At 61.5% G+C, this 25,280-nt stretch carries 23 protein-coding genes; 12 read left to right on the top strand and 11 right to left on the bottom strand.

The genetic code is table 11. The features are described from left to right. Positions 1-11: 11 nt before the first annotated feature. The 7 genes from HX851_RS14845 to HX851_RS14815 all read right to left on the bottom strand — a co-directional run bounded on the left by HX851_RS14845 (position 12) and on the right by HX851_RS14815 (position 6,549). Positions 12-749 (bottom strand): amino acid ABC transporter ATP-binding protein, encoded by a 738-nt coding sequence (locus HX851_RS14845; protein WP_042936805.1) that lies wholly within the window; start codon positions 747-749, stop codon positions 12-14. Further along, positions 661-1,416: an amino acid ABC transporter permease gene (locus tag HX851_RS14840; protein WP_017129041.1), complete on the bottom strand. Its 756-nt coding sequence runs from the start codon at positions 1,414-1,416 to the stop codon at positions 661-663. Before HX851_RS14840 ends, HX851_RS14845 begins: the two co-directional genes overlap by 89 nt. After that, positions 1,416-2,090 carry an amino acid ABC transporter permease gene (locus HX851_RS14835; RefSeq protein WP_103032806.1) on the bottom strand — a complete coding sequence of 225 codons (675 nt, stop codon included), beginning with the start codon at positions 2,088-2,090 and terminating at the stop codon, positions 1,416-1,418. Before HX851_RS14835 ends, HX851_RS14840 begins: the two co-directional genes overlap by 1 nt. Positions 2,091-2,144: 54 nt before the next feature. Next, positions 2,145-2,951: a transporter substrate-binding domain-containing protein gene (locus HX851_RS14830; protein WP_017129039.1), complete on the bottom strand. Its 807-nt coding sequence runs from the start codon at positions 2,949-2,951 to the stop codon at positions 2,145-2,147. Positions 2,952-3,084: 133 nt separating this feature from the next. Further along, entirely contained in the window at positions 3,085-3,852 is a 768-nt protein-coding gene (locus HX851_RS14825; RefSeq protein ID WP_177058093.1) for an SDR family NAD(P)-dependent oxidoreductase, read from the bottom strand. Positions 3,853-4,235: 383 nt separating this feature from the next. After that, positions 4,236-5,030, bottom strand: a complete 795-nt coding sequence (locus HX851_RS14820) for an IclR family transcriptional regulator domain-containing protein (RefSeq protein ID WP_177058092.1) — start codon at positions 5,028-5,030, stop codon at positions 4,236-4,238. A gap of 64 nt (positions 5,031-5,094) precedes the next feature. Beyond that, the gene (locus HX851_RS14815; protein ID WP_305729184.1) at positions 5,095-6,549 is read right to left on the bottom strand and encodes an NAD-dependent succinate-semialdehyde dehydrogenase; all 1,455 of its coding nucleotides are present in this window, start codon (positions 6,547-6,549) and stop codon (positions 5,095-5,097) included. Between the two features lie 117 nt (positions 6,550-6,666). Between HX851_RS14815 and HX851_RS14810 the strand changes: the two genes are divergently transcribed. Then, positions 6,667-8,070, top strand: coding sequence for an aminotransferase (locus HX851_RS14810; RefSeq protein WP_177065915.1), 1,404 nt, complete (start codon positions 6,667-6,669; stop codon positions 8,068-8,070). Between the two features lie 58 nt (positions 8,071-8,128). Here HX851_RS14810 and gcvPB read toward each other — a convergent pair whose 3' ends face one another. Continuing rightward, complete coding sequence (gene gcvPB / locus HX851_RS14805) at positions 8,129-9,667, bottom strand: aminomethyl-transferring glycine dehydrogenase subunit GcvPB (protein WP_177065914.1); 1,539 nt, start codon at positions 9,665-9,667, stop codon at positions 8,129-8,131. Then, complete coding sequence (gcvPA, locus tag HX851_RS14800; protein WP_256262722.1) at positions 9,660-11,039, bottom strand: aminomethyl-transferring glycine dehydrogenase subunit GcvPA; 1,380 nt, start codon at positions 11,037-11,039, stop codon at positions 9,660-9,662. The genes gcvPB and gcvPA overlap by 8 nt, the downstream gene beginning before the upstream one ends. A 142-nt stretch (positions 11,040-11,181) precedes the next feature. Here gcvPA and HX851_RS14795 point away from each other — a divergent pair, with 142 nt between their 5' ends. Both HX851_RS14795 and HX851_RS14790 read left to right on the top strand, forming a co-directional pair. Then, positions 11,182-12,288 carry an ATP-NAD kinase family protein gene (locus tag HX851_RS14795; protein WP_177058087.1) on the top strand — a complete coding sequence of 369 codons (1,107 nt, stop codon included), beginning with the start codon at positions 11,182-11,184 and terminating at the stop codon, positions 12,286-12,288. Between the two features lie 33 nt (positions 12,289-12,321). Beyond that, positions 12,322-13,275 (top strand): 3-hydroxyacyl-CoA dehydrogenase, encoded by a 954-nt coding sequence (locus HX851_RS14790; RefSeq protein ID WP_177058086.1) that lies wholly within the window; start codon positions 12,322-12,324, stop codon positions 13,273-13,275. Here the strand turns inward: HX851_RS14790 and HX851_RS14785 are convergent. Beyond that, a complete protein-coding gene (locus HX851_RS14785; RefSeq protein WP_177058085.1) occupies positions 13,272-14,186 on the bottom strand; it encodes a LysR substrate-binding domain-containing protein in 915 nt (304 codons plus the stop codon). The genes HX851_RS14790 and HX851_RS14785 overlap by 4 nt on opposite strands. 115 nt (positions 14,187-14,301) lie before the next feature. On the opposite strand from HX851_RS14785, the gene phnA reads away from it, so the two are divergent. From phnA to HX851_RS14755, 6 genes are all read left to right on the top strand, one after another. Further along, positions 14,302-15,552 carry a phosphonoacetate hydrolase gene (gene phnA, locus HX851_RS14780; RefSeq protein WP_177065912.1) on the top strand — a complete coding sequence of 417 codons (1,251 nt, stop codon included), beginning with the start codon at positions 14,302-14,304 and terminating at the stop codon, positions 15,550-15,552. A gap of 174 nt (positions 15,553-15,726) precedes the next feature. After that, positions 15,727-17,061, top strand: coding sequence for an alkaline phosphatase family protein (locus tag HX851_RS14775; protein ID WP_177065911.1), 1,335 nt, complete (start codon positions 15,727-15,729; stop codon positions 17,059-17,061). Then, positions 17,043-18,572, top strand: coding sequence for an ABC transporter substrate-binding protein (locus HX851_RS14770; protein WP_177058082.1), 1,530 nt, complete (start codon positions 17,043-17,045; stop codon positions 18,570-18,572). The genes HX851_RS14775 and HX851_RS14770 overlap by 19 nt, the downstream gene beginning before the upstream one ends. After that, positions 18,569-19,390, top strand: a complete 822-nt coding sequence (locus HX851_RS14765) for an ABC transporter permease (protein WP_177058081.1) — start codon at positions 18,569-18,571, stop codon at positions 19,388-19,390. The genes HX851_RS14770 and HX851_RS14765 overlap by 4 nt, the downstream gene beginning before the upstream one ends. Before the next feature lies 1 nt (position 19,391). Beyond that, positions 19,392-20,312 (top strand): ABC transporter permease, encoded by a 921-nt coding sequence (locus HX851_RS14760; protein WP_177058080.1) that lies wholly within the window; start codon positions 19,392-19,394, stop codon positions 20,310-20,312. Between the two features lie 10 nt (positions 20,313-20,322). After that, a complete protein-coding gene (locus tag HX851_RS14755; RefSeq protein ID WP_177058079.1) occupies positions 20,323-21,975 on the top strand; it encodes a dipeptide ABC transporter ATP-binding protein in 1,653 nt (550 codons plus the stop codon). A gap of 70 nt (positions 21,976-22,045) precedes the next feature. Here HX851_RS14755 and HX851_RS14750 read toward each other — a convergent pair whose 3' ends face one another. Next, positions 22,046-22,222 carry a hypothetical protein gene (locus HX851_RS14750; protein WP_369680913.1) on the bottom strand — a complete coding sequence of 59 codons (177 nt, stop codon included), beginning with the start codon at positions 22,220-22,222 and terminating at the stop codon, positions 22,046-22,048. Positions 22,223-22,228: 6 nt separating this feature from the next. Between HX851_RS14750 and HX851_RS14745 the strand changes: the two genes are divergently transcribed. The 3 genes from HX851_RS14745 to HX851_RS14735 all read left to right on the top strand — a co-directional run bounded on the left by HX851_RS14745 (position 22,229) and on the right by HX851_RS14735 (position 25,276). Continuing rightward, on the top strand, positions 22,229-22,603 hold the full coding sequence (locus HX851_RS14745; RefSeq protein ID WP_256262416.1) for a LysR substrate-binding domain-containing protein: 375 nt from the start codon (positions 22,229-22,231) through the stop codon (positions 22,601-22,603). Between the two features lie 578 nt (positions 22,604-23,181). Next, a complete protein-coding gene (locus tag HX851_RS14740; RefSeq protein WP_256262721.1) occupies positions 23,182-23,997 on the top strand; it encodes an ABC transporter permease in 816 nt (271 codons plus the stop codon). Then, the gene (locus HX851_RS14735; protein WP_177058077.1) at positions 23,987-25,276 is read left to right on the top strand and encodes an ABC transporter ATP-binding protein; all 1,290 of its coding nucleotides are present in this window, start codon (positions 23,987-23,989) and stop codon (positions 25,274-25,276) included. The genes HX851_RS14740 and HX851_RS14735 overlap by 11 nt, the downstream gene beginning before the upstream one ends. The last annotated feature ends 4 nt before the right edge of the window (positions 25,277-25,280 follow it).

Genomic DNA, 25,280 nt, shown 5'->3' with positions numbered 1-25,280 from the left:
GGGGTCGCGCCTCAGTGGCGCAGGATCTTGCCGACGAACTCGCGAGTGCGCGCCTCGACAGGCGCCTCGAAAATCTGCTGCGGCGTACCGATCTCGACGACCTGGCCCTTGTCCATCATCACGATGCGCGTCGACACCTCACGCACGAAAGACATCTCATGAGAGACCAGCAACATGGTGATCCCCTCCTTCGCCAGCGCGCGGACCGTGTCGAGCACCTCGTTGACCAGTTCCGGATCGAGGGCCGCCGTGACTTCGTCCAGCAGCAGGATCTGCGGCCGCAATGCCAGAGCCCGGGCTATCGCTACACGCTGTTGCTGACCACCGGACAACTCGTCCGGGTAAGCGTGATATTTCTCCCCGAGCCCGACCTTCTTCAGCAACGCCTTGGCCTCGAGTTCGACTTCGGCACGCGGACGCTTCTTGATCTTGGTCGGCGCAATCGTGACGTTGCGCAGCACGTCCATGTTCTGGAACAGGTTGTACTGTTGAAAGACAATGGCCATTTTGTCCCGCGCGGCACGCAGGCTGCTTTTCGACACGTAGTCGAGCGGCTCGTCATCGATCAGCACCCGCCCGGCCGTGGGCGGCAACAAACCCATCAGTACCCGCAACAAGGTGCTTTTGCCCGACCCGGACGGCCCGATCAGGCTGATCACTTCACCGCGATCGACCGACAAACTCACGTTTTGCAGGACCGGAATTTGCGCGTACGCGCTGGACAGATTTACGACGTTGAGGTGAGGCAAGACGATTCTCCAGGTAAGCGCCCAATCGGCTGAGTGGGTAAGACAGGACGAAATAAGCAGCAAGTACGACGCCGTACACCAGGAACGGCGAATAACCTCGGTTCATCAGCACCTTGCCGGTGAACGTCAGCTCGACGACGCCCATCTGCGACGCCAGCGAGGTATCCTTGATGAACATCACCATGAAGGCGAAGGCCGGCGGCAGGATGACTTTCCATGATTGCGGCAGGAGCACCATGAACAGCGTGCGGCTGAAGCCGAAGTTCATCACCTGAGCCGCTTCCAACTGCTGGCGTGGCACCGACTCGAGTCCGGCGCGGATGATCTCCGACAGAAACGCGGTGGCAACCAGGCAGATCGAGACCGTCGCAATCGCCGACAGCGAAATGTTCGAGCCAAGCCCTTGCGAGGCATACATCACGATGAACAGGATCACCAGGAACGGGATGCGCCGGAACACCTCGACGTAGACCGTCACCGCCAGCCGGAACAACATCATCCAGTTGCTGGTGGTGCTGCGGATCACCGTAATGGCAAAGCCGGCCACGGCCCCCACCGAGCAACCGATCACCGTCATCATCAACGTGCGGCCCATGGCTTCGAGAACGAAGACCAGGGTGTACCAGGTGAAGAATCGCGGGGCCTGGGAAATGATCAGATCGAACATCAGAACACCTTGATTTTTGCGCGGAACAGGTGACGGCCTACCAGCCCCAAGGCAATCGACGCAACGAAGGTCAATGCCACGTAAATCGCCGCCACCACCGAGAAGGTTTCAATCGTTCGCAGGTTGGCGGTCGAAATGTTGATGGCCCGGCCGGTCAACTCCTCGACACCAAAAATGGCACCGATGGAGCTGCCCAGCACCAGCCAGACAAAGAAGTTGCACAGCGGCGCGTAAATGGTCTTGGCGATGTGCGGCAAGATCACGTAACGCACGGTCTGCAGCCCGGACATGCCCAGGGTCACGGCGGTTTCGATCTCGGCCTTGCGCACCGACTCGACGCCCGAACGCAGGATGTCGGTCAGGTAGGCGCCGGAGTTGAGTGTCAGGCCGATCAGCACGGCGGTCATCGGCTCCAGCACGATGCCGACATCCGGCAAGGCGTAGAACAGAAAGAAGATCTGCACCAGTGCCGGGGTGTTGGTGAACAGCGTGATGTAGACACTGACCAGGCCACGCAACAGGCGCCCGCCGTGCAGCTTGGCCATGGCGCCCGCCAGACCGATGGCGGACCCGAGCCAGAACGAGACAAACGCGATTTCCAGTGTCAGCCCTGCCCCTTTCAACAGATAAGGGAGGTTCTGGATGACGTTGGAGAACTGAAAGGTGTAGTCCACGAGGCTATCCGTCCTTTTCGCCGACCCGTACCGGGGTACGGGTCGGCGCGGGGGTTAGAAGTACGGGTTTGCATCCACGGGCTTGAGCATCGGCGCGCCGTATGCCTTCTGCCAGGTGGTATTGATGAAGCCGCTGCTATGCATCTCGAACAGCACGACGTTCAGGTAGTCCCGCAGGCCGGTGCTGTTCTTCGCCACGCCGATGCAGTCGTATCCGACGGAAATCGGGTCCTTGAGCACGCGCCACTTCACGTCAGGATAGTTCTTGGTGAAGCTCATGAAGAAGTCGATGTTCTCGACAATCGCGTCGCCCCGCCCCTGGGCCACGGCACGCACGGTATCGGCGATGGTTTCCACCAGCAGGACGTTGGACTTGGGCAGCTCTTTTTTCAGGTAGTCGACCGACCAGTTGCCGCGCATGTTGACCAGCTTGATATCCGGACTGTTGAGATCCTTCCAGTTATCGACCTTGAGCTTGTCGGTGGTCAGCACCGCCATGGACTCGGTGTGCAGCGGCACGGTGAAATCGATCAGCTTGGCGCGTTCGGAGTTGCGCGTCAGGGCGCCGAGGGAGATGTCGATCCGATCCGATTGCAGGAACGGCACACGCTGGGCACTCTCGGTTGGCACGAACTCTGCCTTGACGTTGAGGTTGCGGGCGATTTCGTTGGCCGCGTCGATGTCGAAGCCCACCAGTTCGTTCTTGTCGTTGTAGGAACTCATCGGTGGAAAGTTCGGGTTGACGCCGACCCGCAGGGTGCCGCTCTGGATGATCGAGTCGAGGCTGCGTGCTTGCACGACGCCAGACACGGCCGCGGCAACAACGGCCAGCGAGAGAATGACAGCTTTGAATTTAAGCATGTGAAACTCCTGATTGGGGGTTACAGGCGACGCCAGCGCTGACTGGAATCTCAATGTCTGACTTCGCCGCATCTATGTCAATAATTTAATGCGCAATACGAACAAAAGTTGTCAATGCGCACTTTAAGTCAGCTCAACGAACGTAGCTGGCACCGTTTACATCGAGCGTGGCACCACTGAGATGGCGCGAACGACCGCTGGCCAGAAACGCCACCAGCGCCGCGATATCGCTTGGCGGCACCCACTCACCCATCGCCAGTTGCGCGGTGACACCCTCCTCGCCGCCCTGAGTACGGGCAAACGACTCGGACATCTGCGTGCGCACCACGCCCGGCGCAACGATATAGGCGAGGATTCCGTCCTTGGCATAAGCCCGGGCGACGGTCTGGGTCATCGACCGTACAGCGGCTTTCGACGCGGCATAGGCGATGGTGTCCGGATTGGTCACCCCGCGCTGCGCCGCCCAACTGGAAATGGTGATCAGGATGCCGCCACCATTGCCATGGAAATGCTTCACCGCACGACGGATCAGGCGCGCCGGGGCCAGCACATTCACGTCCAGGGTTTCCGCCCAGACGCTGTCCCAGGTTTCATCATCCGCCGCCATTCCGCCGTGCCAGCGCATGATCGCCGCGTTGTTGACGAAGCCATCAATACGGCCCTGCCAGGCTTGCGCCTGGTCCCACAAGCTTTCTACACAGGCCAGGTCATGCAGGTCGGCCTGCAGGAACAGTTTGTCCGCCGCCGGGACATTGGCCAGTGCCTGTTCCGCACCTGCCCGATCACCACCGTAATGCGCGATCACCCGTGCACCGGCCTCGCCCAGCGCCGTCGCGATAGCCGCGCCGATGCCTTTGGATGCGCCGGTGACAAGCAACGTCTTGCCCTTCAGGTCAAACATTGGAGACTCCATGCAATGGCCCGTGCATCGACAATGCCAATGCGCGGGCAAACAGGTTGTCTGGCCGGGTTACCGACCGCCGATGCAAAGGTGAAATAACGCGCAGCCGGTGTTGGCGGACTGGCGTCGAGACAGGGCCCAGGGGGCTGGTGAAGGCGCGAACGCAAAGGTTCGCGCAGGTGTCAGGTGCATAACAATCACTCCATCGCTTAATGTTTTTGTTGTCGATGTGAGCGTTAACTTATCGCACAATTGTGCGCATTGCAAACTAGTGTTCGCACAATTCGCCCAGGGATTTGTAACAGCCGACCAAGGTAAATCCCGGGCAAAAAAAAACGCGCTCGATCAGGGATCAGAGCGCGCTATCGACGGTGGCCAAGGGCTTATCCCTGGAGGGCCTGCGTGATGTTTTTCGAAGCTTCCAGCAGTTCGGTGAGTATCCGCGTGCTCATGTCCTGCAAGGTCACGCGCTCGGTCGGACACGGCACGTTGAGGGCCGCGACCACCTTGCCATCGCGGTCGCGAATCGGCACCGAGATCGAGCGCAGGCTGATTTCCAGCTCCTGGTCGACAATCGACCAGCCGCGCAAGCGGGTTTCGTTGACCAGTTCGCGCAGCTTCACCTTGGAGGTCACGGTGTGCTCGGTGAATTTGGTCAGCGTGGTCTTGTCCAGGTATTCCTGGAGCTGCGCCTCGGGCAGCGCCGCCAGCAGTACCCGCCCGGTGGAAACGCTGTGTGCCGGCGAGCGACTGCCGATCGATATGCTGATGTTGACCACCCGCGTCGAGTTGGCCCGCGCCACGTAGATCACCGAGTCGCCATCCAGCACGGCGGCGAAACAGGACTCCTGCAGACGATCGGACAAGGCACTCATGATCGGCTGCGCCACGTCCCAGATATTCATCGAGGACAAGGCCGAAAAACCGATCTCGAGGATCTTCGGCTTGAGGCTGAAGTACTTGCCGTCACTGTCGGCATACCCTTCGCGCACCAGGGTCAGCAGGAACCGGCGCGCAGTGGCCCGGCTCATGCCGCTGGCCTCGGCGACCTCACTGAGGGTCCGCCGCGGCGTATGCCGGGTGAACGTCTTGATCACTTCGAGGCCGCGAGCGAAAGAACCGACATAATCGCGATCACGGTTCTCAAGGTCGTCGATCGATGATTCTGATTCGAGCATTTTTGACACCATTCCCTATTAAAAGCCTGTGCGACGTGCGCACAGAAGTTTAGACCGGAATATATCAGCTCACCTGGGCAACGCATACATATTTGAGCTCGGTGAACTCCTCGATGGCGTGGTGCGAACCTTCGCGGCCGATACCTGAAGACTTCACTCCGCCAAACGGTGCGCCCTCATAGGAGGTGGCGCCGGTATTGACCCCGACAATGCCGACTTCAAGCGCTTCGCTGACACGCCAGACCCGTCCGTTGTCACGGGTGAAGAAGTACGCCGCCAGGCCGAATTCGGTGTCATTGGCTGCCGCAATCACCTCGGCTTCGGTTTCGAAGCGGAACACCGGGGCCACCGGACCGAAGGTCTCTTCCACGGCAATGCGCATGCTGGCGGTCACGTCGGCGAGCACGGTGGGCTCGAAGAAGGTCTGCCCCAGGGCATGCCGATGACCGCCGGTGACAATCCGCGCCCCCTGTGCCAGGGCGTCATCTATATGCTCCTGAACCTTGCGTACCGCCGCCTCGTCAATCAACGGTCCCTGCTGCACGCCTTCCGCCCGCCCGTCGCCAACCCGCAGTGCCGCCACGGCCTCGGCGAAACGCTCGACGAAACGATCATGGATACCACGCTGTACATAGATGCGGTTGGCGCAGACACAGGTCTGGCCCATGTTGCGGAATTTCGAAGCGATGGCGCCGGCGACAGCCACGTCGATATCGGCATCGTCGAAGATGATCAACGGGGCATTGCCACCCAGTTCCAGCGCGACTTTCTTGATGGTGCCTGCGGCCTTGGCCATCAGTGAACGGCCAACTTCGGTCGAGCCGGTGAAGGTCACCTTGCGCACCAGGGGATGCGTCGACAATTCGTCGCCCACTTCACCGGCAGCCCCGGTCACCACGCTGAACACGCCCTCCGGCAGCCCGGCACGGCGGCCGAGTTCGGCCAGCGCCAGGGCTGAAAATGGCGTCGCGCTGGCGGGCTTGAGCACCATGCTGCAGCCGGCGGCAATCGCCGGACCGGCCTTGCGCGGAATCATCGCCATCGGAAAATTCCACGGCGTGATCGCCGCACACACACCGATCGGCTGACGCAGGACCAGCATGCGCTGGCCCTGTTGCGGCGCGGGGAGGATCTCGCCGTAGACGCGCTTGGCTTCTTCGGCGAACCACTCGAAAAAGGCCGCGCCGTAGAGGATCTCTCCCCGAGCCTCGGCCAGCGGCTTGCCTTGCTCGGCCGTGAGAATCAAGGCCAGGTCGTCGACATGCTCGACAATCAGGTCATACCAGCGCTTGACCACCTTCGCCCGCTCGCCAGCGGGGCGCGCCGCCCAGGGACGGAAAGCCCGCTCCGCCCCTTCGATAGCCTCAATGGTCTCGGCGCGCCCCGCCTTGGGCACCCGCCCGACCAGCTCGCCGGTACTCGGGTTGGTCACCTCAATCCAGCCGCAGCCCTCGGGAACCGACCAGGCGCCATTGACGAAGATCGCTTGCTTGAGCAGTGAAGGGTCTTTCAAGTTCAGCATGATTTGTTTCCTCGTTGCAGGATTAAGGTGCTACATTTATGTTCGCACAACGCCCACAACACCGCAATGCGCACAAATAATCATCCGAAAACTTGGTTAGCAACTGGAGAGATCATGGATCCACGTACCCCATCGACCGATCTGCATGACTTGGATCGGCGTTATTTCCTGCACCCTTTCACCGCCCTGGCCGAGCACGAACGCAACGGGCCGCTGGTCATGGTCAAGGGTGAAGGCGTCTGGCTGGAGGACACCAACGGGCGCCGCTACATCGACTCGATGGCGGGACTCTGGTGCGTCAATGTCGGTTACGGGCGCAAGGAGATCGCCGACACCCTGCACGCCCAGGCGATGCGCCTGCCCTACTACCATTCGTTCTCGTCGATGGCCACCGACACGCCGATCCTGCTCGCCGAGAAGCTGATCCAGCTGTCGCCGGTGCCGATGTCCAAGGTGTTCTTCGGCAACTCCGGCTCCGACGCCAACGACACCCAGGTCAAGCTGGTCTGGTACTACAACAATGCTCGCGGCTTGCCGCAGAAAAAGAAGATCATCGCGCGCAATCGTGGTTACCACGGGGTGACCGTGGTCGCGGCAGGCCTGACCGGACTGCCCGGCATGCACGCGGGCTTCGACTTGCCCCTGCCGTTCATCCGCCACACCACGGCACCGCACCGCTTGTGGCAGGCCGAACCCGGCCAGAGCGATGCCGCCTTTGTCGCACGCCTGGCCGCCGACCTGGAAAACCTGATCCTCGCCGAGGGCCCGGACACCGTGGCGGCGATGATCATGGAACCGGTGATGGGCGCGGGTGGCGTGATCGTGCCGCCCGCCGGCTATTACGCCGCGATGCAGGCGGTGCTGGATAAATACGATGTGTTGCTGATCGCCGATGAAGTGATCTGTGGCTTCGGCCGCCTGGGCACTCAGTTCGGCAGCGAAAAAATGGGCATGCGCCCCGACCTGATGACCGTCGCCAAGGGCATTACCTCGGCTTACGTACCGTTGTCGGCCTGCATCGTTTCCGAAAAAATCTGGCAAGGCCTGCTGCTTGGCGGCGAAAGATACGGCGCCTTCGCCCACGGCTACACCTATAGCGCCCACCCGCTGGCCGCGGCGGTTGCCCTGACCAACCTGCAGATCATCGAGGAGGAAGGGCTGGTCGCCCAGGCAGGTGCGCGGGGCGAGCTGATGCACCGCCTGCTGCGTGAAACCTTCGCCGATCATCCGGCCGTGGGTGAGATACGTGGCGTGGGCCTGATGGGAGCCGTCGAGTTTGTCGCCCGTCGGGATCCGGCCACCGCCTTTGACCCGGCGCTGAAAGTTGCCCCACGCATCGCCCGCGCCGCCCTGGAAGAAGGCCTGATCACCCGCGCCCTGCCCCAGGGTGACTCGATTTCGTTCTCGCCACCGTTCGTGATCAGCGAAGACGAAGTCGTTGAAATGGTCGCCCGCGCGCGCCGCGCCGTGGACAAGGTGTTCGCCCAGCTGCACGCCGAAGGTCACTGGAAGGGCTGAGACAAGGTTCAGCCACTGGCGCGGGTCGCGCCAGTGGCTGAAGGTCACGCGTTACAAATCAAAGCGCGTCGGGGTACTTGCGCTGATACGCGCGCCAGGTCGTCGCCCAGCGATCCGGGTCTTCGAGGGGGCCGCTGTCGAGGCGGCCGATGGGATGGTTGTGCGGCGCGGTGCGCACCAGGTCCGGATTGTCATAGGCTTCCTGGCATACCTGCGCCAGCACCGCGATCCAGTAATCGATATCTTCCTTCGACCACATCTCGCCGGCCTCGGGTGTGAACGGCTGTGCAATCACCCAGGGTTCATGGGCCAGCCAGAACGCATCGACACCGTAATCGACCATGCGATTCTGCACGTCATAGGCACTGATGCCCGTCTCGCGCTCCAGGGTTTCGAGGCTGTAGCGAGTCATCTCCAGCCGCCACGCCTTGATGTGCGGATGCGAACAGGTCACCCCACGGATACCGGCGAGCTGCTTGCCCATGTAATTGTTGGCCAGTACCGAAAGATCCGAGGCCTCGGCAATTCCTTCGATACCCATGGCCCGTACCCACGCATAGGCCTTGATGATCTGCGGCAGATTGCCAAGAAACTCGCGCACCCGACCAATGCCCAGTTCACTGCCCGCCTCCAGGCGAAAGCCGCCCGGCTCCTCGACCAGCAAGGGGCCCGGCAAATAGGGAATCAGTTCCTCGCTGCAACCATAGGCGCCCACCGCCGGCCCGCCACCGCCCTTCGGCGCGCCGAAGGTCTTGTGCAGCATGAACATGCAGGCATCGAAACCCAGGTCCCGCGCCCGCACCTTGCTCATCACACCGTTGAAATTGGCATGATCGTAGAAGCACAGGCCACCCGCTTCCTTGACCACCCGCACCCACTCGGCGATATCCGGATTGTAGATCCCCATGTCGTCGGGGTTATTGATCATCAAGGCCGCCGTGCGCGGCGACACCGCCGCCTTGAGGGCCTCCAGCGACGGATAACCGTTCTCTTCCAGCGACAAGGTGATGATCTTGAATCCCGCCGTGGCTGCCGTCGCCGGATTGCACGGGTGCGACTGGATCGAGGTGATGATCTCATCGCGGGTTTCCAGCTCGCCGCGGGCGGCGTGATAGGCGCGGGTCACGCAGACGTGCAGAAAGGCCGCATCGGCGCCACCCGCCGCCTGGAACACAAAACGGTCCATGCCCGACAGCGCCCGCAGATTGAGGTCCAGGTTATGCATGACCTGCAGCGAGCCCTGCAAGGTCGAATCGGGCTGGCGCGGATGCAGTTGCGCCACATCATCGCGTGCGGTGATCGCTTCGTTGACCCGCGCGTTGTACTTCATCGTGCAGGTGCCAAACAGCGAGATACCCATCATTCCCAAGGTCTGTTGCGACAGGTGCAGGTAATGCCGCAAGACATCGGGCTCGGACATTTCCGGCAGTTTCGGCAGGGTCTTGCGACGCATCGTCGCCGGAATCACGCTCAGGTCGCAGGGCTCAGCCGCCGTGGGAAACACCACGCCACGCCGACCGGGACGAGACAGGGTCATCACCACCGGCTCATCCCACACGGCGGCCTGGTATCGGCGTAACTTGACGGATTCACTCATGGTTCAGTACCTCGCGAAGGGCGTCGATCAACTGGTCGATGTCCGCGTCCTGGTGCAATTCGGTCACGCAATACAGCGCGCTTTGCCCGAGTTCCGGGAACTCCCGGCTCAGGTCATGCCCGCCAAAGATTCCCCGTTCCAGCAAGCCCTGGTTGATGGCCGCCACCGAAAGGCCGCTGGCGTTGAAATCCACCACGAACTCCTTGAAGAAACCGTCGCCATAGCGGATCGCAACGCCCGGCAGTTCATTCAGGCGTCGCGCCGCCTGATGGGCCTGGGCAACGATCAGCTCACCGACGTCGACAAATCCCTGCGGCCCCATCAGTGACATGTATACCGCATTGGCAATGGCCCACAGGTACACCGAGTTACCGGTCCAGTCCTTGCCGTTTTCGCGCAGGCCATAAGACGACTGCTCGGCCAGGGACAGGCCGAAACCGACCTCCCCCGGATGCGCGGTGGTGGTGATGCTGATCAGCAGCGTCGGGTATTCGCGGGCGTAACGCTCTTCATCGCGGGTGGCGATAAAGCCGCCCAGGCCACCTCCGCCATACATCGGAATGCCCAGGGTCTGGATGGTGCCCACCACAATGTCGGCACCGTAATCCGGCGGAGCCGCCAGGACGCCAAGGGAGATCGGGTCGACACCGACCACGAACTCCGCCCCCTGGGCATGGGTCAACTCGGCAATGGTTGCCGCGCCGCCATCGATCAGGCCGAAGTAGTTCGGCGCCTCCAGGTACACCGCCGCGACATGGCTGCCCAGTTTGTCCTTGAGATCCTCCAGGTCCATGGCGCCGGTCACCGGATCGGCGTCGACAAACTCAAGTTGCAGCTCGTTGGCCATGTCGGGTTCGCAGTAGTTGCGAATCACCGCCAGCCGCTCCGGATCAATGATCCTTGGCAGCAGCAAAGTGTGACGACCGTTCAGTCGCGAGGCCATGCGCAAGGCATGCCCGGCGGCGCACCCCCAGCTATAGACCGGCAGGCCGACGTACTCGCAGCCCACCAGTTCACCCAACTGGCTGCTGAACTCGAACCATGCCTGGCAACGCCCCTGGTCGGATGAAGGCGTACCCCACACCGACGTCAGAAACTCGCTGCGACCGGCGATCTCATTGCAGATGGCCGGCACGTGATGCTGCCAGCAACCGCCACCGAGAAAGCTCAGTGTCTCGGCACAGTTACGGTTGCGACCGAGGATTTCGCGCAAATGACGGCTCAGGGTCGCCTCTGAACGCATAGCGCCCATAAGTTCGGGCTTTTCCTGCAATCGGTGAGCTTCGGGAATCTGCTCGAAAAGCGCTTCAACAGATTCAATGCCAAGGATATTCAGCATTTCCTGCTTGATATCAGGCAGAGCGTTGGCCATAAACGGATGGGCTGATCTGGGTTGACTCATCTTACCTCCGGACGCAATATGGGGACAAACGCGAACTTAAGTTTGTATTGCGCACAATCTACGTGGCAATGCTGACACTCGCAACTGCTCAATCACCCGAAGGCGAGTATCGATGGCGTTCAAGATCGGCCTGCTCATCAATCCCTTCGCCGGACTCGGCGGAACGATCGGCCTGAAGGGCAGCGATGGCGCCGATACGGTGGCCCTGGCGCTAAAGCTTGGCGCCCGGCCCAAAGCTCATGAGCGTTGCGTGCGAACATTGCGCCGACTGCTCGACAGCGATGCCCAGGTCATGACGGTGGCTGGCGAGATGGGCGAGCGCGCCTGTCATGAGGCCGGCTTGCCGGCACGTGTCATCGCCACTCCGGCCACCGAGCACTCGGCGCGCGATACCGTCGAGGCCTGCCGTGCACTGCTTGCCGCATCCGTCGACCTGCTGCTGTTCGCCGGCGGCGATGGCACCGCTCGCGATGTGGCCGCAGCCACCGCGGCCACGCCGACGCTCCTGCTCGGTATTCCCTGCGGGGTGAAAATGTATTCCGGGGTGTTTGCCCGCTCGCCGGAACACGCCGGCGAAGTCGCTCGCCAGTGTGCCCGTGGCAGTGTCGGCAGCCGCGAAGCCGAGCTGCTGGATATCGATGAAAACGCCTCCCGCGAAGATCGCGTCAGCACCCGCCTCTACGGTTACGCACGGGTACCCGCCGACCCACGACATATGCAGGGCGCCAAGTCCGGCAGCGCCAACCCGGACCGGGCCGTGGAGGCCGAAGCGACCTTGTTCGCCGCCCGAATGCACGCGGAACACGTCTACTTCCTGGGCCCCGGCCGAACCATCCAGGCGCTGGCCAGGCATCTGAACGGAGAGCCAACGCTACTCGGCGTCGACGCCTATCTCGGCCAGACCTTGATTTGTCGCGATGCCAATGAAAGCGATCTGCTGACACTCGCCACGCGTTATCCCGCCCACGTGGTCGTCAGCCTCACCGGTGGCCAGGGTTGCCTGTTCGGTCGCGGCAACCAGCAAATCAGCGCCGCCGTCCTCGCGTTGATCGCCCCGACACATCTGCATGTCCTGGCCAGCAGCGCAAAAATCGCCGCCCTGCCCCAGGGGCAATTGTTCGTCGACAGCGGCGACCCGGCACTCGATGCCCGTCTCAGCGGCTTTATCCGCGTGCATACGGCACCGGGACGCAGCGCCATGGTGCGCGTCGTGCACTGACTTGTTCATCCTTCAACAACAACAGGAGAGCCCATGAACCCATCCCCCCACGTGGTCGCCGTGATTGGCGCCGGCAGTATCGGCGTGGCCTTCGCCATCGTCTTTGCCCGCGCCGGCTGGAGCGTGCGCCTGCAAGACCCGGACGGCCAACGTCTGCAACTGGCCGGCCAGGAAATCGCCAGCCGCTGTGCGGAACTGGTTCACTACGGCCTGCTGCAGGAAACACCCGAGACCCTGCTCTCCCGGGTCAGCCTGTGCGGCGATCTGGCCAGCGCGGTCGCCGGCGCCAACCTGATCCAGGAATGCGCGCCGGAACGGCTCGACCTGAAGATCGAACTGTTTCGTCAACTCGACAGCCTGGCCCCTGCCGACGCGATCCTCGCCAGCTCATCCTCGGCGCTGACGGCTTCAAGCTTCGCCGACACCCTGCCCGGCCGCGGCCGTTGCCTGGTCGCGCATCCCGGCAACCCGCCGTACCTGCTGCCGGTGATCGAAATCGTCCCGGCCCCGTTCACCGCCGCACAGCAGGTCGACCGGGCCCTGGAACTCTATACCGAAGCAGGACTGACACCTGTGCGCCTGCAAAAGGAGATAGAAGGCTTTGTGTTCAATCGTCTGCAAGGTGCCTTGCTGCGTGAAGCCTATTGCCTGGTGCGCGATGGCATCACCTCGGTCGCCGACATCGATAAAGTCGTCAGCCAGGGCCTCGGTCTGCGCTGGGCATTCATGGGCCCCTTCGAAACCGTCGACCTCAACACCCGTGGCGGCATCGGTTCCCACGCCCTGAAAATGGGCCCGGCCTATGCACGCATGGGTGCCGAACGCGGGCAGCATGATCCGTGGACCGCCGAACTGGTGGCCATGGTCGAAGGCCAGCGCCGGGCCCTGGTGCCGCTGGAGAACTGGGAAGAGCGGGTCGCCTGGCGGGACCGCGCGCTGATGGAGCGAGCCAGTGACCGGCTCAGGCGGGAAACACGACAGGACTAGATCCCGGCCGGCGCCTCCTGGCGGGCGCCCTGGATGTTCCCCTGCTCAAGCAACCAGCTTTCGAACTTGCGATGAATGAGCGTCTTGGGCACCCCTGCCGGAGTCAGGCTGTAGTAACGACGGCTGGGGGTGCGGATATCGGCGAACGGCAACACCAGCCTGCCGACATTGACGTCGTGCTCAAGGGTGGGAACCGGGCCGATCCCCAAGCCAAGGCCGTCGATCAGCGCGGTGTAGGTCACATAGAAATGATCGAAACGCAGCCGCGCGGGTGTGCCATGCGCGGTTGAGCCGGCCGAGTTCAGCCACTGCTGCCAATCTCCGGGCCGGGTCTCGGTTTCCAGCAACACATGACGCGGCAAGTCCAGCAACGAGTCGAGCGGCACCCGGGCCAGCAGGCTCGGCGCCGCGACCACGGTCAGCCACTCATCGAGGAAGGGCTGGGCACTGAAGTGATCGGTTTGCGGCGAACCCCGCCGGATCGCCAGGTCGAAGCTGCCCGCCAGGGAGATCTGCTGGGTGGTCGCGGTCTGCACCTGGATCAACATGCCCGGATGCTGCTGGTGGAAGTCGCCCAGACGCGGGATCAGCCAGCGCATGGCAAAGGTCGCGGGCGCACTGACCCGCAGCAACATGCTGGCGCTGCCCTTGCCGTAGCGTTGCGCGGCATCGTTGATTCGCTCGAACGCCTCACTGACCTCCAGGGCAAACGCCAGCGCATGTGAAGTCGGCGCCATGCGCTGTCCGGAACGCTCGAACAGCTTCTGTCCCAGCCACTCTTCCAGGCTCTGGATCTGTCGGCTCACCGCGCCATGAGTGACATTCAGTTCCTCGGCGGCAGCGCTGTAGCTCCCCGCCCGGCAAGCTGCGAGAAACGCCTTGAGGGCAGGCAACGGGGGGATGCGGGTCATGGGATTCCTGGCAAATAACTGTGAATAAAACTCACAAACAGGGGAAAAACCGGCACAGCTTCATCCTTATCGGCACGTTAATGTACTCAGCACTGCCCCTCTAGTGAAGCCTGTGATGAACAATTCGATAACGCTGCACCAACGCCAGTACGCCCTTCCGACCCAGCCGGTGGTGGTCGTTTGCATTGATGGCTGTGACCCGCAATACATCGTCCAGGGCATCGCCGATGGCGTCTGCCCGACCATCGCCCGCTTTCATGCCCAGGGTTTTGCCAGCACCGCCGATTGCGTGATGCCGTCGTTTACCAACCCCAACAACGTCTCCATCGTCACCGGCGCCCCCCCTGAAGTGCATGGTATCGCCGGCAACTATTACCTGGACCGGGAAACCGGCAAGGAAATCATGATGACCGACGCCAGCCTGCTGCGCGGCGAGACCTTGCTCGCGCTGCTGTCCCAGGCTGGCATCGCAGTGGCGGCGATCACCGCCAAGGACAAACTGCGCAAGGTACTCGGGCACCATTTGAAAGGCATCTGTTTTTCCTCGGAAAAAGCCGGCACCTGTACCCTTGAGGAACACGGTATCGACGACGTCCAGGCCCTGGTCGGGCGGCCGCTGCCCGACATGTATTCAGGCGATCTGTCACTCTTCGTACTGGACGCGGGCCTGGCATTGTTGAAGCAGAAACGGGCCCGGGTGTTGTACCTGTCGTTATCCGATTATATCCAGCACAAGTTCGCGCCCGGCACTCAAGAGTCCAACGAATTCCTCAAGGCCATCGATGATCGCCTGCAAGCCTTTATTGATGAAGGCGCCATTGTCGGTTGTGTTGCGGACCATGGCATGTCGGACAAGAACAATACAAACGGCATACCCAATATAATCTTCCTGCAAGACAAACTCGAAGAGCGCTTTGGAACTGCAAGTGCCCGGGTCATCTGCCCGATTACCGACCCCTTCGTTCGTCACCATGGCGCACTGGGTTCTTTTGTTCGGGTGTATGCCAAGGATCCCGCCGACATCGAACCGATGATCGATTACATCAGTGGACTGTCCGGTATCGAAGAGACCTTGAGTCGCCGGCAGGCGGCCGTGAAACTCGGCCTTCCGGAAGACCGCGAGGCCGATATCGTGGTGATTTCCAGCGAGTCCTGCGTACTCGGCTCCAGCGCCGGCGAGCACGACCTGTCCACGGTGGGCGACCGCCCCCTGCGCTCCCATGGCGGATACTCCGAGCAGCCGGTGCCGTTCCTGCTGTCTCATCCACTGAATGAAACGTACCTGCAACGTGCTGCCTCAACCCGGCTGCGCAACTTTGACATCTTCGATTTTGCACTTAACGGCGTACACAACACAGGCAAATAAAACCCTGTTAAAAACTTGAAAAAAGCTCGACAAAAGATAACTTTCCGAGCGCGGAAAATTGCGAAGCCGCAAACAGAACGGGCTTCGCTTTTTTGCATTCCAGACAACTTTAACAACAAATAAAAATAATTAAATGTCACACCCCTGAAATATTAAAAGGTGATGATTTTTAATATGAAAAACATTAAACGCTGCATCCTCATAATGTGTGACAGCCTGCGTCGGGACTTGATACTTCCCGACAGCAGTCCAACACTGACCGCACTGACCAAGAGCGCTGTCTGGTTTGCCAATGCCAACGCCGTGTTCCCTTCCACCACCCGTGTCAGTTCGGCCTCCATAGCAACCGGTTGCCACCCCGGCCGGCATGGCCTGCTCGGTAACAAGATGATCATCGACGAAGCCCGGGGCCTGCGTTGCCATAACGTCGGCGAGCCGATCTTTCGCGACCACCTGGAGCACGTCACGGGCCGAACGCTGCACGTACCGACACTGGCGCAACGCGTGGCGGCCCACGGCGGCGCGTGCATCATGTCCAACGTATCGCCAGGGGCGGCCTACTTCAACGATCCGGATGGCTATGGCGAGGTATTCCACAGCGCCGGTTCCTATGGCCCGGGTCGCGAGCCCTATCTCGATGAGCGGGTCTTGCTGATCAAGCCCGGCAGCTCCGGCGACCAGGAGATGACCACGCGCTTCTGCCAGAAACTGCTGCGCCCCCAGGCCCCCGTCATCGCCACGCTGTGGCTCTCGGAGCCGGATTACAGCGGGCACGGCCATCCCCTGGGATCACCTGCCCACTTTGCCGCCATCGGTCATGCCAATGCCTGCGTGGCGCAAGTACTGGAAGCCGTCGAACAACTGCGTGCACGGGGCGATGACGTCCTGCTGATGGTCGCTTCCGATCACGGCATGGAAACCGTGATCAACGAGATCGACGTCGGCCAGGCGCTGGTGGAGGCCGGACTCAAATCCAGCCTGGACAGCGATGACGTGGTGATTGCCCCCAATGGCAGTTCCTGCATGGTTGCCATCGCGCCCCGTTTCCAGTTCCTGCAGAGCGCAATCGTCGACTTCCTGAGCCGACAACCCTGGTGCTCCACGGTCTACGAGGGCCAGGCCCTGGCAGAGCTCGGCCTGTCACCCGACGATCCCGGCACCACCCTCGCCGTGATCATGCAGCACTACCGGCAAGCCAATGAATTCGGCATACCGGGCAGCACCTGCATCGTGGCCGATGCCCAGGATCCGAAAGCCTACGGCGGATTCGGCCAGCACGGCGGCCTCGGCACCTATGAGCAGGCACCGTTCCTGATCGTACAGGGCAAGGACTTTGCCGCGGGCAGCACGTTCCATGCCCCGGTCAGCCTGGTGGACTTCGCGCCGACCCTGTTGCATCACCTGGGACTGCCTTGCAACGACATGGATGGCAGCCCTCTTCAACTGCGAATTCCCGCTGGCGCCCAAACCTCTCCGAGGAGCTGTATTTCATGCATCGACGTACCCTGATCCAACTGTTCGCCGCGGCCTCCTGTGCCGGCCTGTTTCCACCCTTGCTCCGCGCGGAGACGGGGGTGGCACCCAAGTCGGGCGGCACCTTGAAGATCGCCCTGATGGGGCTGGATACTTCCGACCCACATCGGCATGCCGGTTCCATTTCGGTCCAGCAGGTGTATGTCGAAGCCCTGACCAGCGTGGCCAATGACGGCACGGTCAAACCCTTCCTCGCCGAACGTTTCGAGCTCTCGGATGACGGCAAGAGCTACACCTTCTACTTGCGCGACAACGTGAAGTTTCACAACGGACGTACCCTGGTCGGGCAGGACGTGAAGGCCAACCTGGAACGGGTCAGGGACAAGATCAGCGGCGGCTGGCTGAGCAACGCGATGAAGCTGGTCAATGACATCAGCGTCCCCTCGCCACTGGTCCTGCGCGTCGAGCTGAAGGAAACCTTCGCGCCCCTGCTCAATCTGCTGTCCGAGTTGTGGATCGTCGCGCCGGAGTCGGAAGGCTGGCACGACACCATTCGCCAGCCTATCGGCACGGGACCGTTTACCTTCGGCACCTGGCAGGCGAACCAGCGGTTCTTCGCTCCGGCGTTCAAACAGTACTGGCAACCGGGCCTGCCCTACCTGGACGCGATCGATTTCGACCTGCGCGGCGACCGCGACAACAGCCTGTCGCTACGCTCCGGCGACCTGCATGTGGCCTACGTCAACAACGACCGCCTGCCATCGCTGCGCAGCGACAATGTCGAGGTGCAGTTCCTGGGGGATACCTCGTGGTACTTCCTGTCGTTCAACAACCGCAAACCCAATCCCCTCCTGCAGGACATGCGCGTGCGCCAGGCCATTGCCCTGAGCATCGACAAGTCGGCCTACATGGGTTTCATCGGCGGCAAGGATGCGCTGACCAGCAATCAGCCGACCCGCCCCAACACGTTCTACTGGGACCAGGCACTGGAACAGCAGGACGCCTTTGCCAGGCCGGATCCGGACCGCGCGCGCAAACTGCTGCAGAGCGCCGGGGTGGAGGCCGGACAACACACCCTGAAAGTGGTGTCCTGGCAATCCGACTATGCGCAGGTGGCCGTGCAGATGGTCCGCGAACTGGGGTTCAAGATCGATCACCAGGCGCTGGACGACATCGGTGCACAGCGCCTCCTGGGGCAATATGACTGGGACCTGGCGCCCTTCCACTCCGGCCCTCGGGCCGACGTCTACCTGCGTTATGCGCGACTGCAATCCCAGGGGCCCAGCCCGATGTTGTGGGGCGGCATCCAGGACCCGGAGCTGGATCGCCTGATCGCCCAGGCGGTGGACTCGCCATCGCTGGGCCTGGCCCGCGAACGCTACCTGGCGGCGTGGCAACGGGTGATGGACAAGTTCTACACCTTGGGCATCGGCCATAGCGCCGATGCGATCGGTGTCGCGGCCAACGTGCACGGTTACCAGACCGGTTACACCTGGAGCCAGAACAGAGTCGATGGCGGCCTGGCCCGCACCTGGTTGAGCGCATGAGCCGGGTTATCCGGCAATGGCCGTGGCTGGTGCTTGGCATTGCCGTGCTGGTCGCCATCCTGGCCCCGCTGCTGCCGATCCAGGACCCGTACTATCAGAACCTGCTGGCCCGCAACCTGGCGCCCTCCATGCAGCACTGGCTGGGCGCCGACAGCTTTGGCCGCGACATCCTCGCGCGCCTGGTCACGGGAACACGCCTGACCCTGATCGTCGCCATCGCCGCCACCTGCATCGCGTTCTTCGGTGGTGTCGGATTGGGCCTTGTCGGCTGCCTGGCCGGTGGGGTGACCCGGGCGGTCATTTACGGCGGCTTCGACATGATCCTGACCATGCCCGCCATCCTGCTGTCGCTGGCCTTGATGGTCGCACTGGGAGTGGGCACGGGCTCGGTGATCATCGCCGTCGGCATCGCCTACATGCCGTTGTTCGCCTATGTCGCACGGGCCATCCACGAGCGTGAGTCGGCCGCCGGCTACGTCACGGCAGCACGGGTGATCGGGGTTTCACCACTGGCGATCGCCTGGCGCCACGTCTTGCCGAACGCCGTTGGCACGCTGCTCACGCAGATCGCCATCGTCATGCCCCGAGCCATTACCACCGAATCGGTCCTGAGCTTTTTCGGCATGGGCGTAGCCCCTGATGTCCCGACATGGGGACGAATCATCGCGACCGCCACGGGCTTCGCCGAGCAGGCGCCTTTTTCGCTGTTGTTCCCGGTACTGGCCCTGGCACTGACCACGCTGTCGTTGTCACTGGTCGGCAACCGCCTGCGGGAAAACCTCGATCCCTTGAGCAAGCATCGTGCTGCCGGAGCCTGACATGCAAACCCTGTTCAAGGCCGTGCCCTACCTGTTGCGCAGATTGCTGAGCATCGCGGCCATCAGCTTCATCATTTTCCTGCTGGTGCGCGCGGTGCCTGGCGATATCACCGATTACTACTCGGCACGTGGCGACTATGACGCCAACGCCCTGCTCGCCTTGCGCCAGCAGCTCGGACTGGACGAGAGCCTGCCCGTGCAGTTCACCCTCTGGCTCAAGGCCGCGCTGCATGGCGACCTGGGTGAGTCGATGCGCTTTGGCACCCCGGTTGCCGGCATGCTGCGCGACGCACTGCCCAACTCACTCGTCCTGTCCGGTGCCGCGCTGCTGTTCGGCCTGGTCACCGGCATGGGCATCGCCGTACTGGCGCTGGCTTTTCCAGGCTGGCGGCTGGGCAAACTGCTGGAAAGCCTGAACGTCTGGTCCATTGCCGTGCCGACCTTCTGCACGGGTGTCATCGTGATCCTGGTGTTTTCGGTCTGGCTACGCTGGTTACCGATCCGTGGGCAGATGCTGTTGCCCGTGGTCATTCTCGGCATCGATATTGCCGGGCAAGTGGTCAAGCCGCTGTACGAGGAATTGTGTGCGACCACCCGTGCGCCCTTTATCCGCACCGCAAGAGCCAAGGGCTTGTCCAACTGGCGCATTGCCTGGCGCCATATCCTGCCCAACTCGCTGTCGGTGGTGGTGGCGATGTCCGGGGTCATTCTCGGGGGACTGATCGGCGGCACGCTGACCATGGAGGCCCTGTTTTCCCTGCCGGGCCTGGGCAGCCTCACCCTGGAGGCCATCCACGGCCGCGATTACACACTGATTCAGGCGGCCGTGATGCTGCTCGCCACCTTCGTGGTACTGATCAATATCGCCACCGCGGCACTGCATGTGTGGATCGATCCGCGCCTGGCGCGCCATCATGAATAAGGAACCCGCCATGTCCGGTCCCCTGCTGTCCATCCGTGACCTGAGTATTCGCTACGGCGACAAAACGGTGGTCAACAACATCTCTTTCGCGATCCACCCCGGCGAAGTGCTTGGGGTGATCGGCGAGTCCGGCAGCGGCAAATCGCTGACCGCCCTGGCGGCATTGGGCCTGTTGCCGGACTCACCCCACCTGTCGGGTGAACTGCGTTATCGCGACACCGACCTGATGCAACTGGACAGCAAGGGCTGGCGCAGGGTTCGCGGTCGTGAAATCGCGATCATCTTCCAGGATCCCATGACCTCCCTGAACCCCTTGATGAGCCTCGGTGCGCAAATCATCGAAGCCATGCCGACCGACACGACGCGCAGTCGCCAGGAACGCGAACTGCATGCCATCCAACTGTTGCGCGAGGTCGGCCTGCCCGAGCCTGCACGGCAACTCACACGATTTCCGTTCGAGCTGTCCGGCGGCCAGCAGCAACGGGCGATGATTGCCATGGCACTGGCCTGTGACCCGCAGTTGCTGATTGCCGACGAGCCCACCACCGCCCTGGACGTCACCACCCAGGCCCAGGTCCTGGCCCTGTTGCGTGATATCCAGCAGCGCCGCGGCATGGCGATGCTGTTCATTTCCCACGACCTGGATGCCGTGCTGGCCATGGCTGATCGAGTCGCGGTGATGTGCAACGGCGACCTGCTGGAGCAAGGTACGGCCGAGGTGATTCTCAACAACCCGCAGCATGACTACACCCGCGCCCTGACCACCGCGTACAAGCGCCGGCTGTCCGCAGGTCGCCCGAAATACCAGGCAAACAGCCTGCCAGTACCACTGGTGCGCCTGGTCGGCGTCAGCGCCGAATACGGCACGGGGCGCAAGCGCAAGCAAGTGCTGCACGACATCAACCTGCAAGTGATGGCGGGCAGTACGCTGGGTATCGCCGGCGAGTCGGGGTCCGGCAAAAGTACCCTGGCCAAGGCCATCATGGGCCTGATCAAACCCACCACCGGCAGCATCGAAGTCTGCCGAATGGACCCGGTCAACCCGCCCAACCGCGAGGAGTTCGCCCGCACCTGCCAATACATTTTCCAGGACACGGCCGGCAGCCTGAACCCTCGCCACAACATCCTGCGGGCCTTGCTCGAAGCCGTGCAGATTCATCAGCGCAGCGCACTGCTGCAGATTGCCGACTTGCCGGCGTACTGTGCCGGCTTGCTGGAAGATGTCGGCCTCGATAGGGGGCTGCTGCAACGTTTTCCCCATCAGTTGTCAGGCGGCCAGCGTCAACGGGTGGTCATTGCCAGGGCCCTGGCCATGCAACCGAAAGTCCTGGTCTGCGATGAGCCCGTGTCGGCACTGGATGCCACGGTTCGAAACCAGATTCTCGACCTGATCATGGATATCAGGAAAAGGCGCAACCTGACGCTGATCTTTATCGGTCATGACCTCGCCGTGATGGAAGACCTAGCCGACCAATTGATCGTCATGCAACATGGCCGCATCGTTGAACAGGGCGATGCACAGGCGCTGTTCAAAGCCCCGCGCTCGCCCTATACACGGGAATTGTTGCAGGCCAGTCACTTGTCCCGGGTGCCGATACCCACCCTCCCTGACTCTGTTCACCAAACGCCGACAGTTTCAGCGAGAATGCTCAATCAGTCCTGATTGAACAGACCGGAACTCGCGTAGCGATCACCGCTGTCAGCCATACCGCTGGTGTTATGGATTTGTGAAGTCAGCAGGCATTGTCGATGCACATCACCGACTTGCCAATCTGCTCACGCGCTTCGATACGGGCATGAACCTCCTGCACGTCGTCCAGGGTGTAATGCCCTTCGATGGCGATGCTCAGGGAGCCTTCCAGGATCGCCTCGCGGATACGCTCGGCGAAACGACCCTCGTCGTAGAGCATCGCCTGATGCGCCCCGCGCTCGATGGCAATCGCACATTTCTGCGCCGTACTGCCCGTGGCAAAAACCGTTGCTCCCAGACGCCGGGCCATCTGCACCAGCAACAATGGCTGCACCAGATTCACCGGCATCGTCCCGTGGTGTTCTCGGCCAGCGACCTGGCGTCGCAACAAATGGCTGCGCGCTACGGTGCGGGCGCGGTTGTCCTACCGACCACCGTGGGCGATAACGACCCCGGGCTGCAGCGTCTGCCGGTGGACAGTGACGGGCCGGTTCGCGATCTCTGGCTGACGGTCTATCCGGATCTGCGCCGCTCGCCCTCGGTGAAAGCGGTGCTGGACTTCCTGGTGGAGTGTGTCCGGCAGGAGCCTCGTCTGCGCTGAAGCCGGAGGGCATGACCTGCCCGCCCATACCCTGTTCAGATAAGGCGCTTTGAGGGAAATAGGGGACAGACCACGAAATAGGGGACAGACCACGATAAAAGACAAAATCGTGTGCCGCCCCTGAACATGCCTAAAGACTACTTGTCCCTGAATACTCTGCTGATATGCCAATTCAATGGCGTCAACTTATCAAAAGCTCAATGTTTCAAAATACTTCATATCACTTTTGACCGCCCATCGACCACCATAATGAAAAACATACAACTAATTGATAAATATCAAAAAATCAGTTTCGCCGAATGAAAACCCTTCCCGGAATGCCAAGTCCCTTTGCTGTATATACTGTCACAGGGGCGGACAGATAAAATGAACCTTCCTGAAAACCGTCCGCCTATACCCTGCCAGGGCAAAGCGGTTTGTATCGAAACAGAAACTCACTAAATCACTCTTCTTTAGCTTATCGAGATATTATTGCCGCCTTGGAGGAAAAGGACTTCGAGTAATAGATACAATACTCGCCGGCAAGAATGCGAAGCTTTCGCATCATTCTAATTAAAACAGCCATCCGGAGCCGATCGATGATCGTGACAAGGACATCGGGCGGAATCTTTTCCAGCCCGTGGCAGCATCGTGAACTGCTGCTGTCGATGATCAAGCGGGAAATGCTGGGACGCTACAGAGGCTCGATGATGGGACTCTTGTGGTCCTTTCTCAACCCGCTATTGATGCTGGCGGTCTATACGCTGGTGTTCAGCGTGATGTTCAAGCAGAAATGGCAGGGAGGAAGCGAATCGCGGAGCGAATTCGCCCTGCTGGTATTTGCCGGCCTGCTGGTGTTCAACATCTTCTCGGAATGCGTACAGCGCGCTCCGACCCTGATTGCTGCCAACGCGAACTACGTCAAGAAGGTCATTTTCCCGCTGGAGATACTTCCCTGGGTGACCCTTGGCTCAGTGCTGTTGCATGCCATGGCAAGCTTGTCGATCTGGCTGGTTTTCCATCTGTTGTTCATCGGCCTCCCTCCTCTCACAGCCCTGCTGCTGCCCTTCGCACTGATGCCATTGGTGCTCTTTTCCATGGGCGTGTCCTGGCTGCTGGCCGCCGTGGGCGTTTATCTGCGCGATATCAGCCAGGTGGTCGGCGCCTTCACCACCGCGTTGTTGTTTGTTTCGGCGGTGTTCTATCCGATCAACGCATTACCCGAGGCGTATCGTCCGTTGCTGTTGCTCAATCCGCTGGCACTGATCATCGAACAGGTTCGTGGTGTGCTGTTCTGGGGGGTGCCAATCAAACCGTTGGACTGGGCTGCAGGCATGGTACTGGCCTGTGCGGTAGCCTGGCTGGGCTTCCGGTGTTTCCAGCGAATGCGCAAGGGATTTGCCGATGTCCTCTGAGTTCGCAGTGCAAGTGGCAGGTCTGGGCAAGTGTTTTCACATCTACGACAGGCCCCAGGACAGGTTGTGGCAAATGCTTTCCGCCCGCAAGAAACAGCGCTACCGCGAACTGTGGGCGGTCAAGGACGTCTCGCTTACCATCGAGAAGGGCGAGACCATCGGCATCATTGGCCGCAACGGCAGCGGAAAATCGACACTCCTGCAGTTGATCTGCGGCACACTCGGTGCCAGCAGCGGCACGGTTACCTGCAATGGTCGCATCGCGGCATTGCTGGAGCTGGGTTCGGGCTTCAATCCCGACTTCACGGGCCGTGAAAACGTGTTCCTCAACGGCGCCATACTGGGGCTGAGTCGTGCCGAGATCGCAAAGCGTTTCGACGACATCGCCGACTTCGCCGGCATCGGCGACTTCATCGACCAACCGACCAGGACCTACTCCAGCGGCATGCTCATGCGCCTGGCCTTCGCCGTTTCCGTATGGGTGGAGCCCGATATCCTGATCGTCGATGAAGCACTCGCGGTGGGCGATGCGTCATTCCAGTTCAAGTGCCTTCAGCGTCTCGAGGCGCTTACTCAGCGCGGCACCACGCTACTGTTCGTTTCCCACGACATGAGCATGGTCAAGCGCTTCTGCAAACGCGCGCTCTACCTACGCAATGGCCTGGTCCGGGCCAATGGCCCTCCAGAGGATGTCGCTGAGCTCTACTTGCTGGATATGCGCGATGAGCAGCGCCGCTGGGCCAGCGGGGACACGGTGATAGTGTCACCCAAGGAGCATCTGGCAAACACGGGCGGTATCGCCTTCGGCACGAATGAAGGCCGCATTCTTTCGGCGTGCTTCATCAATACCGAAGGCCTGCACTCGACCTTCATTCATGACGAGATGATCGAAGTGCGCATTGAAGCGCTGATTCATGAATCCATCACGCTGCCGAGCATCAGCCTGACCATTCAGGAAGCGCGACTGCTGGTGATCGGTGGCGCCAACCTGGCACTCGAGCCTCAGGCATCCCGTGAGGGTTGGCGCAAGGCGTCCATCACAGCGCGCTTCCCGTCGCGCTTCGCCGCCGGCCGGTACTACATCACATTGAAGCTGATGAATGGCCATACCGAGGAAACTGCGCACCTGATTGAAAAGCAGGTCGCGCTGCTGACGTTCGATACGTTGGTGGCAAACAACGCCTTCCTCGGCCTTGTCGACCTTGGAATCGAACCGCTGCCCCCCATGGCAGCCAACAGCAACGCGTCAACGCCAGAACCCGAAGCAGAACGGAGATGAAGCC

This window comes from Pseudomonas gingeri (genome assembly GCF_013385635.1).
Taxonomy (GTDB): Bacteria; Pseudomonadota; Gammaproteobacteria; order Pseudomonadales; family Pseudomonadaceae; genus Aquipseudomonas; species Aquipseudomonas gingeri_A.
This window is presented reverse-complemented; position numbering and strand designations above follow the sequence as displayed.

Excerpts from the sequence above, each read along its gene's own strand:
- HX851_RS14770 (WP_177058082.1), top strand. The coding sequence starts at position 17,043 with ATGCATCGACGTACCCTGATCCAACTGTTCGCCGCGGCCTCCTGTGCC.
- HX851_RS14760 (WP_177058080.1), top strand. The coding sequence starts at position 19,392 with ATGCAAACCCTGTTCAAGGCCGTGCCCTACCTGTTGCGCAGATTGCTG.
- HX851_RS14825 (WP_177058093.1), bottom strand. The coding sequence starts at position 3,852 with ATGTTTGACCTGAAGGGCAAGACGTTGCTTGTCACCGGCGCATCCAAA.
- HX851_RS14820 (WP_177058092.1), bottom strand. The coding sequence starts at position 5,030 with ATGCTCGAATCAGAATCATCGATCGACGACCTTGAGAACCGTGATCGC.
- HX851_RS14745 (WP_256262416.1), top strand. The coding sequence starts at position 22,229 with ATGCGCCCCGCGCTCGATGGCAATCGCACATTTCTGCGCCGTACTGCC.
- HX851_RS14750 (WP_369680913.1), bottom strand. The coding sequence starts at position 22,222 with ATGCTCTACGACGAGGGTCGTTTCGCCGAGCGTATCCGCGAGGCGATC.
- HX851_RS14755 (WP_177058079.1), top strand. The coding sequence starts at position 20,323 with ATGTCCGGTCCCCTGCTGTCCATCCGTGACCTGAGTATTCGCTACGGC.
- gcvPA (WP_256262722.1), bottom strand. The coding sequence starts at position 11,039 with ATGGCCAACGCTCTGCCTGATATCAAGCAGGAAATGCTGAATATCCTT.
- HX851_RS14795 (WP_177058087.1), top strand. The coding sequence starts at position 11,182 with ATGGCGTTCAAGATCGGCCTGCTCATCAATCCCTTCGCCGGACTCGGC.
- HX851_RS14810 (WP_177065915.1), top strand. The coding sequence starts at position 6,667 with ATGGATCCACGTACCCCATCGACCGATCTGCATGACTTGGATCGGCGT.
- HX851_RS14765 (WP_177058081.1), top strand. The coding sequence starts at position 18,569 with ATGAGCCGGGTTATCCGGCAATGGCCGTGGCTGGTGCTTGGCATTGCC.
- HX851_RS14790 (WP_177058086.1), top strand. The coding sequence starts at position 12,322 with ATGAACCCATCCCCCCACGTGGTCGCCGTGATTGGCGCCGGCAGTATC.
- HX851_RS14785 (WP_177058085.1), bottom strand. The coding sequence starts at position 14,186 with ATGACCCGCATCCCCCCGTTGCCTGCCCTCAAGGCGTTTCTCGCAGCT.
- gcvPB (WP_177065914.1), bottom strand. The coding sequence starts at position 9,667 with ATGAGTGAATCCGTCAAGTTACGCCGATACCAGGCCGCCGTGTGGGAT.
- HX851_RS14840 (WP_017129041.1), bottom strand. The coding sequence starts at position 1,416 with ATGTTCGATCTGATCATTTCCCAGGCCCCGCGATTCTTCACCTGGTAC.
- HX851_RS14740 (WP_256262721.1), top strand. The coding sequence starts at position 23,182 with ATGATCGTGACAAGGACATCGGGCGGAATCTTTTCCAGCCCGTGGCAG.
- HX851_RS14775 (WP_177065911.1), top strand. The coding sequence starts at position 15,727 with ATGAAAAACATTAAACGCTGCATCCTCATAATGTGTGACAGCCTGCGT.
- HX851_RS14830 (WP_017129039.1), bottom strand. The coding sequence starts at position 2,951 with ATGCTTAAATTCAAAGCTGTCATTCTCTCGCTGGCCGTTGTTGCCGCG.
- phnA (WP_177065912.1), top strand. The coding sequence starts at position 14,302 with ATGAACAATTCGATAACGCTGCACCAACGCCAGTACGCCCTTCCGACC.
- HX851_RS14735 (WP_177058077.1), top strand. The coding sequence starts at position 23,987 with ATGTCCTCTGAGTTCGCAGTGCAAGTGGCAGGTCTGGGCAAGTGTTTT.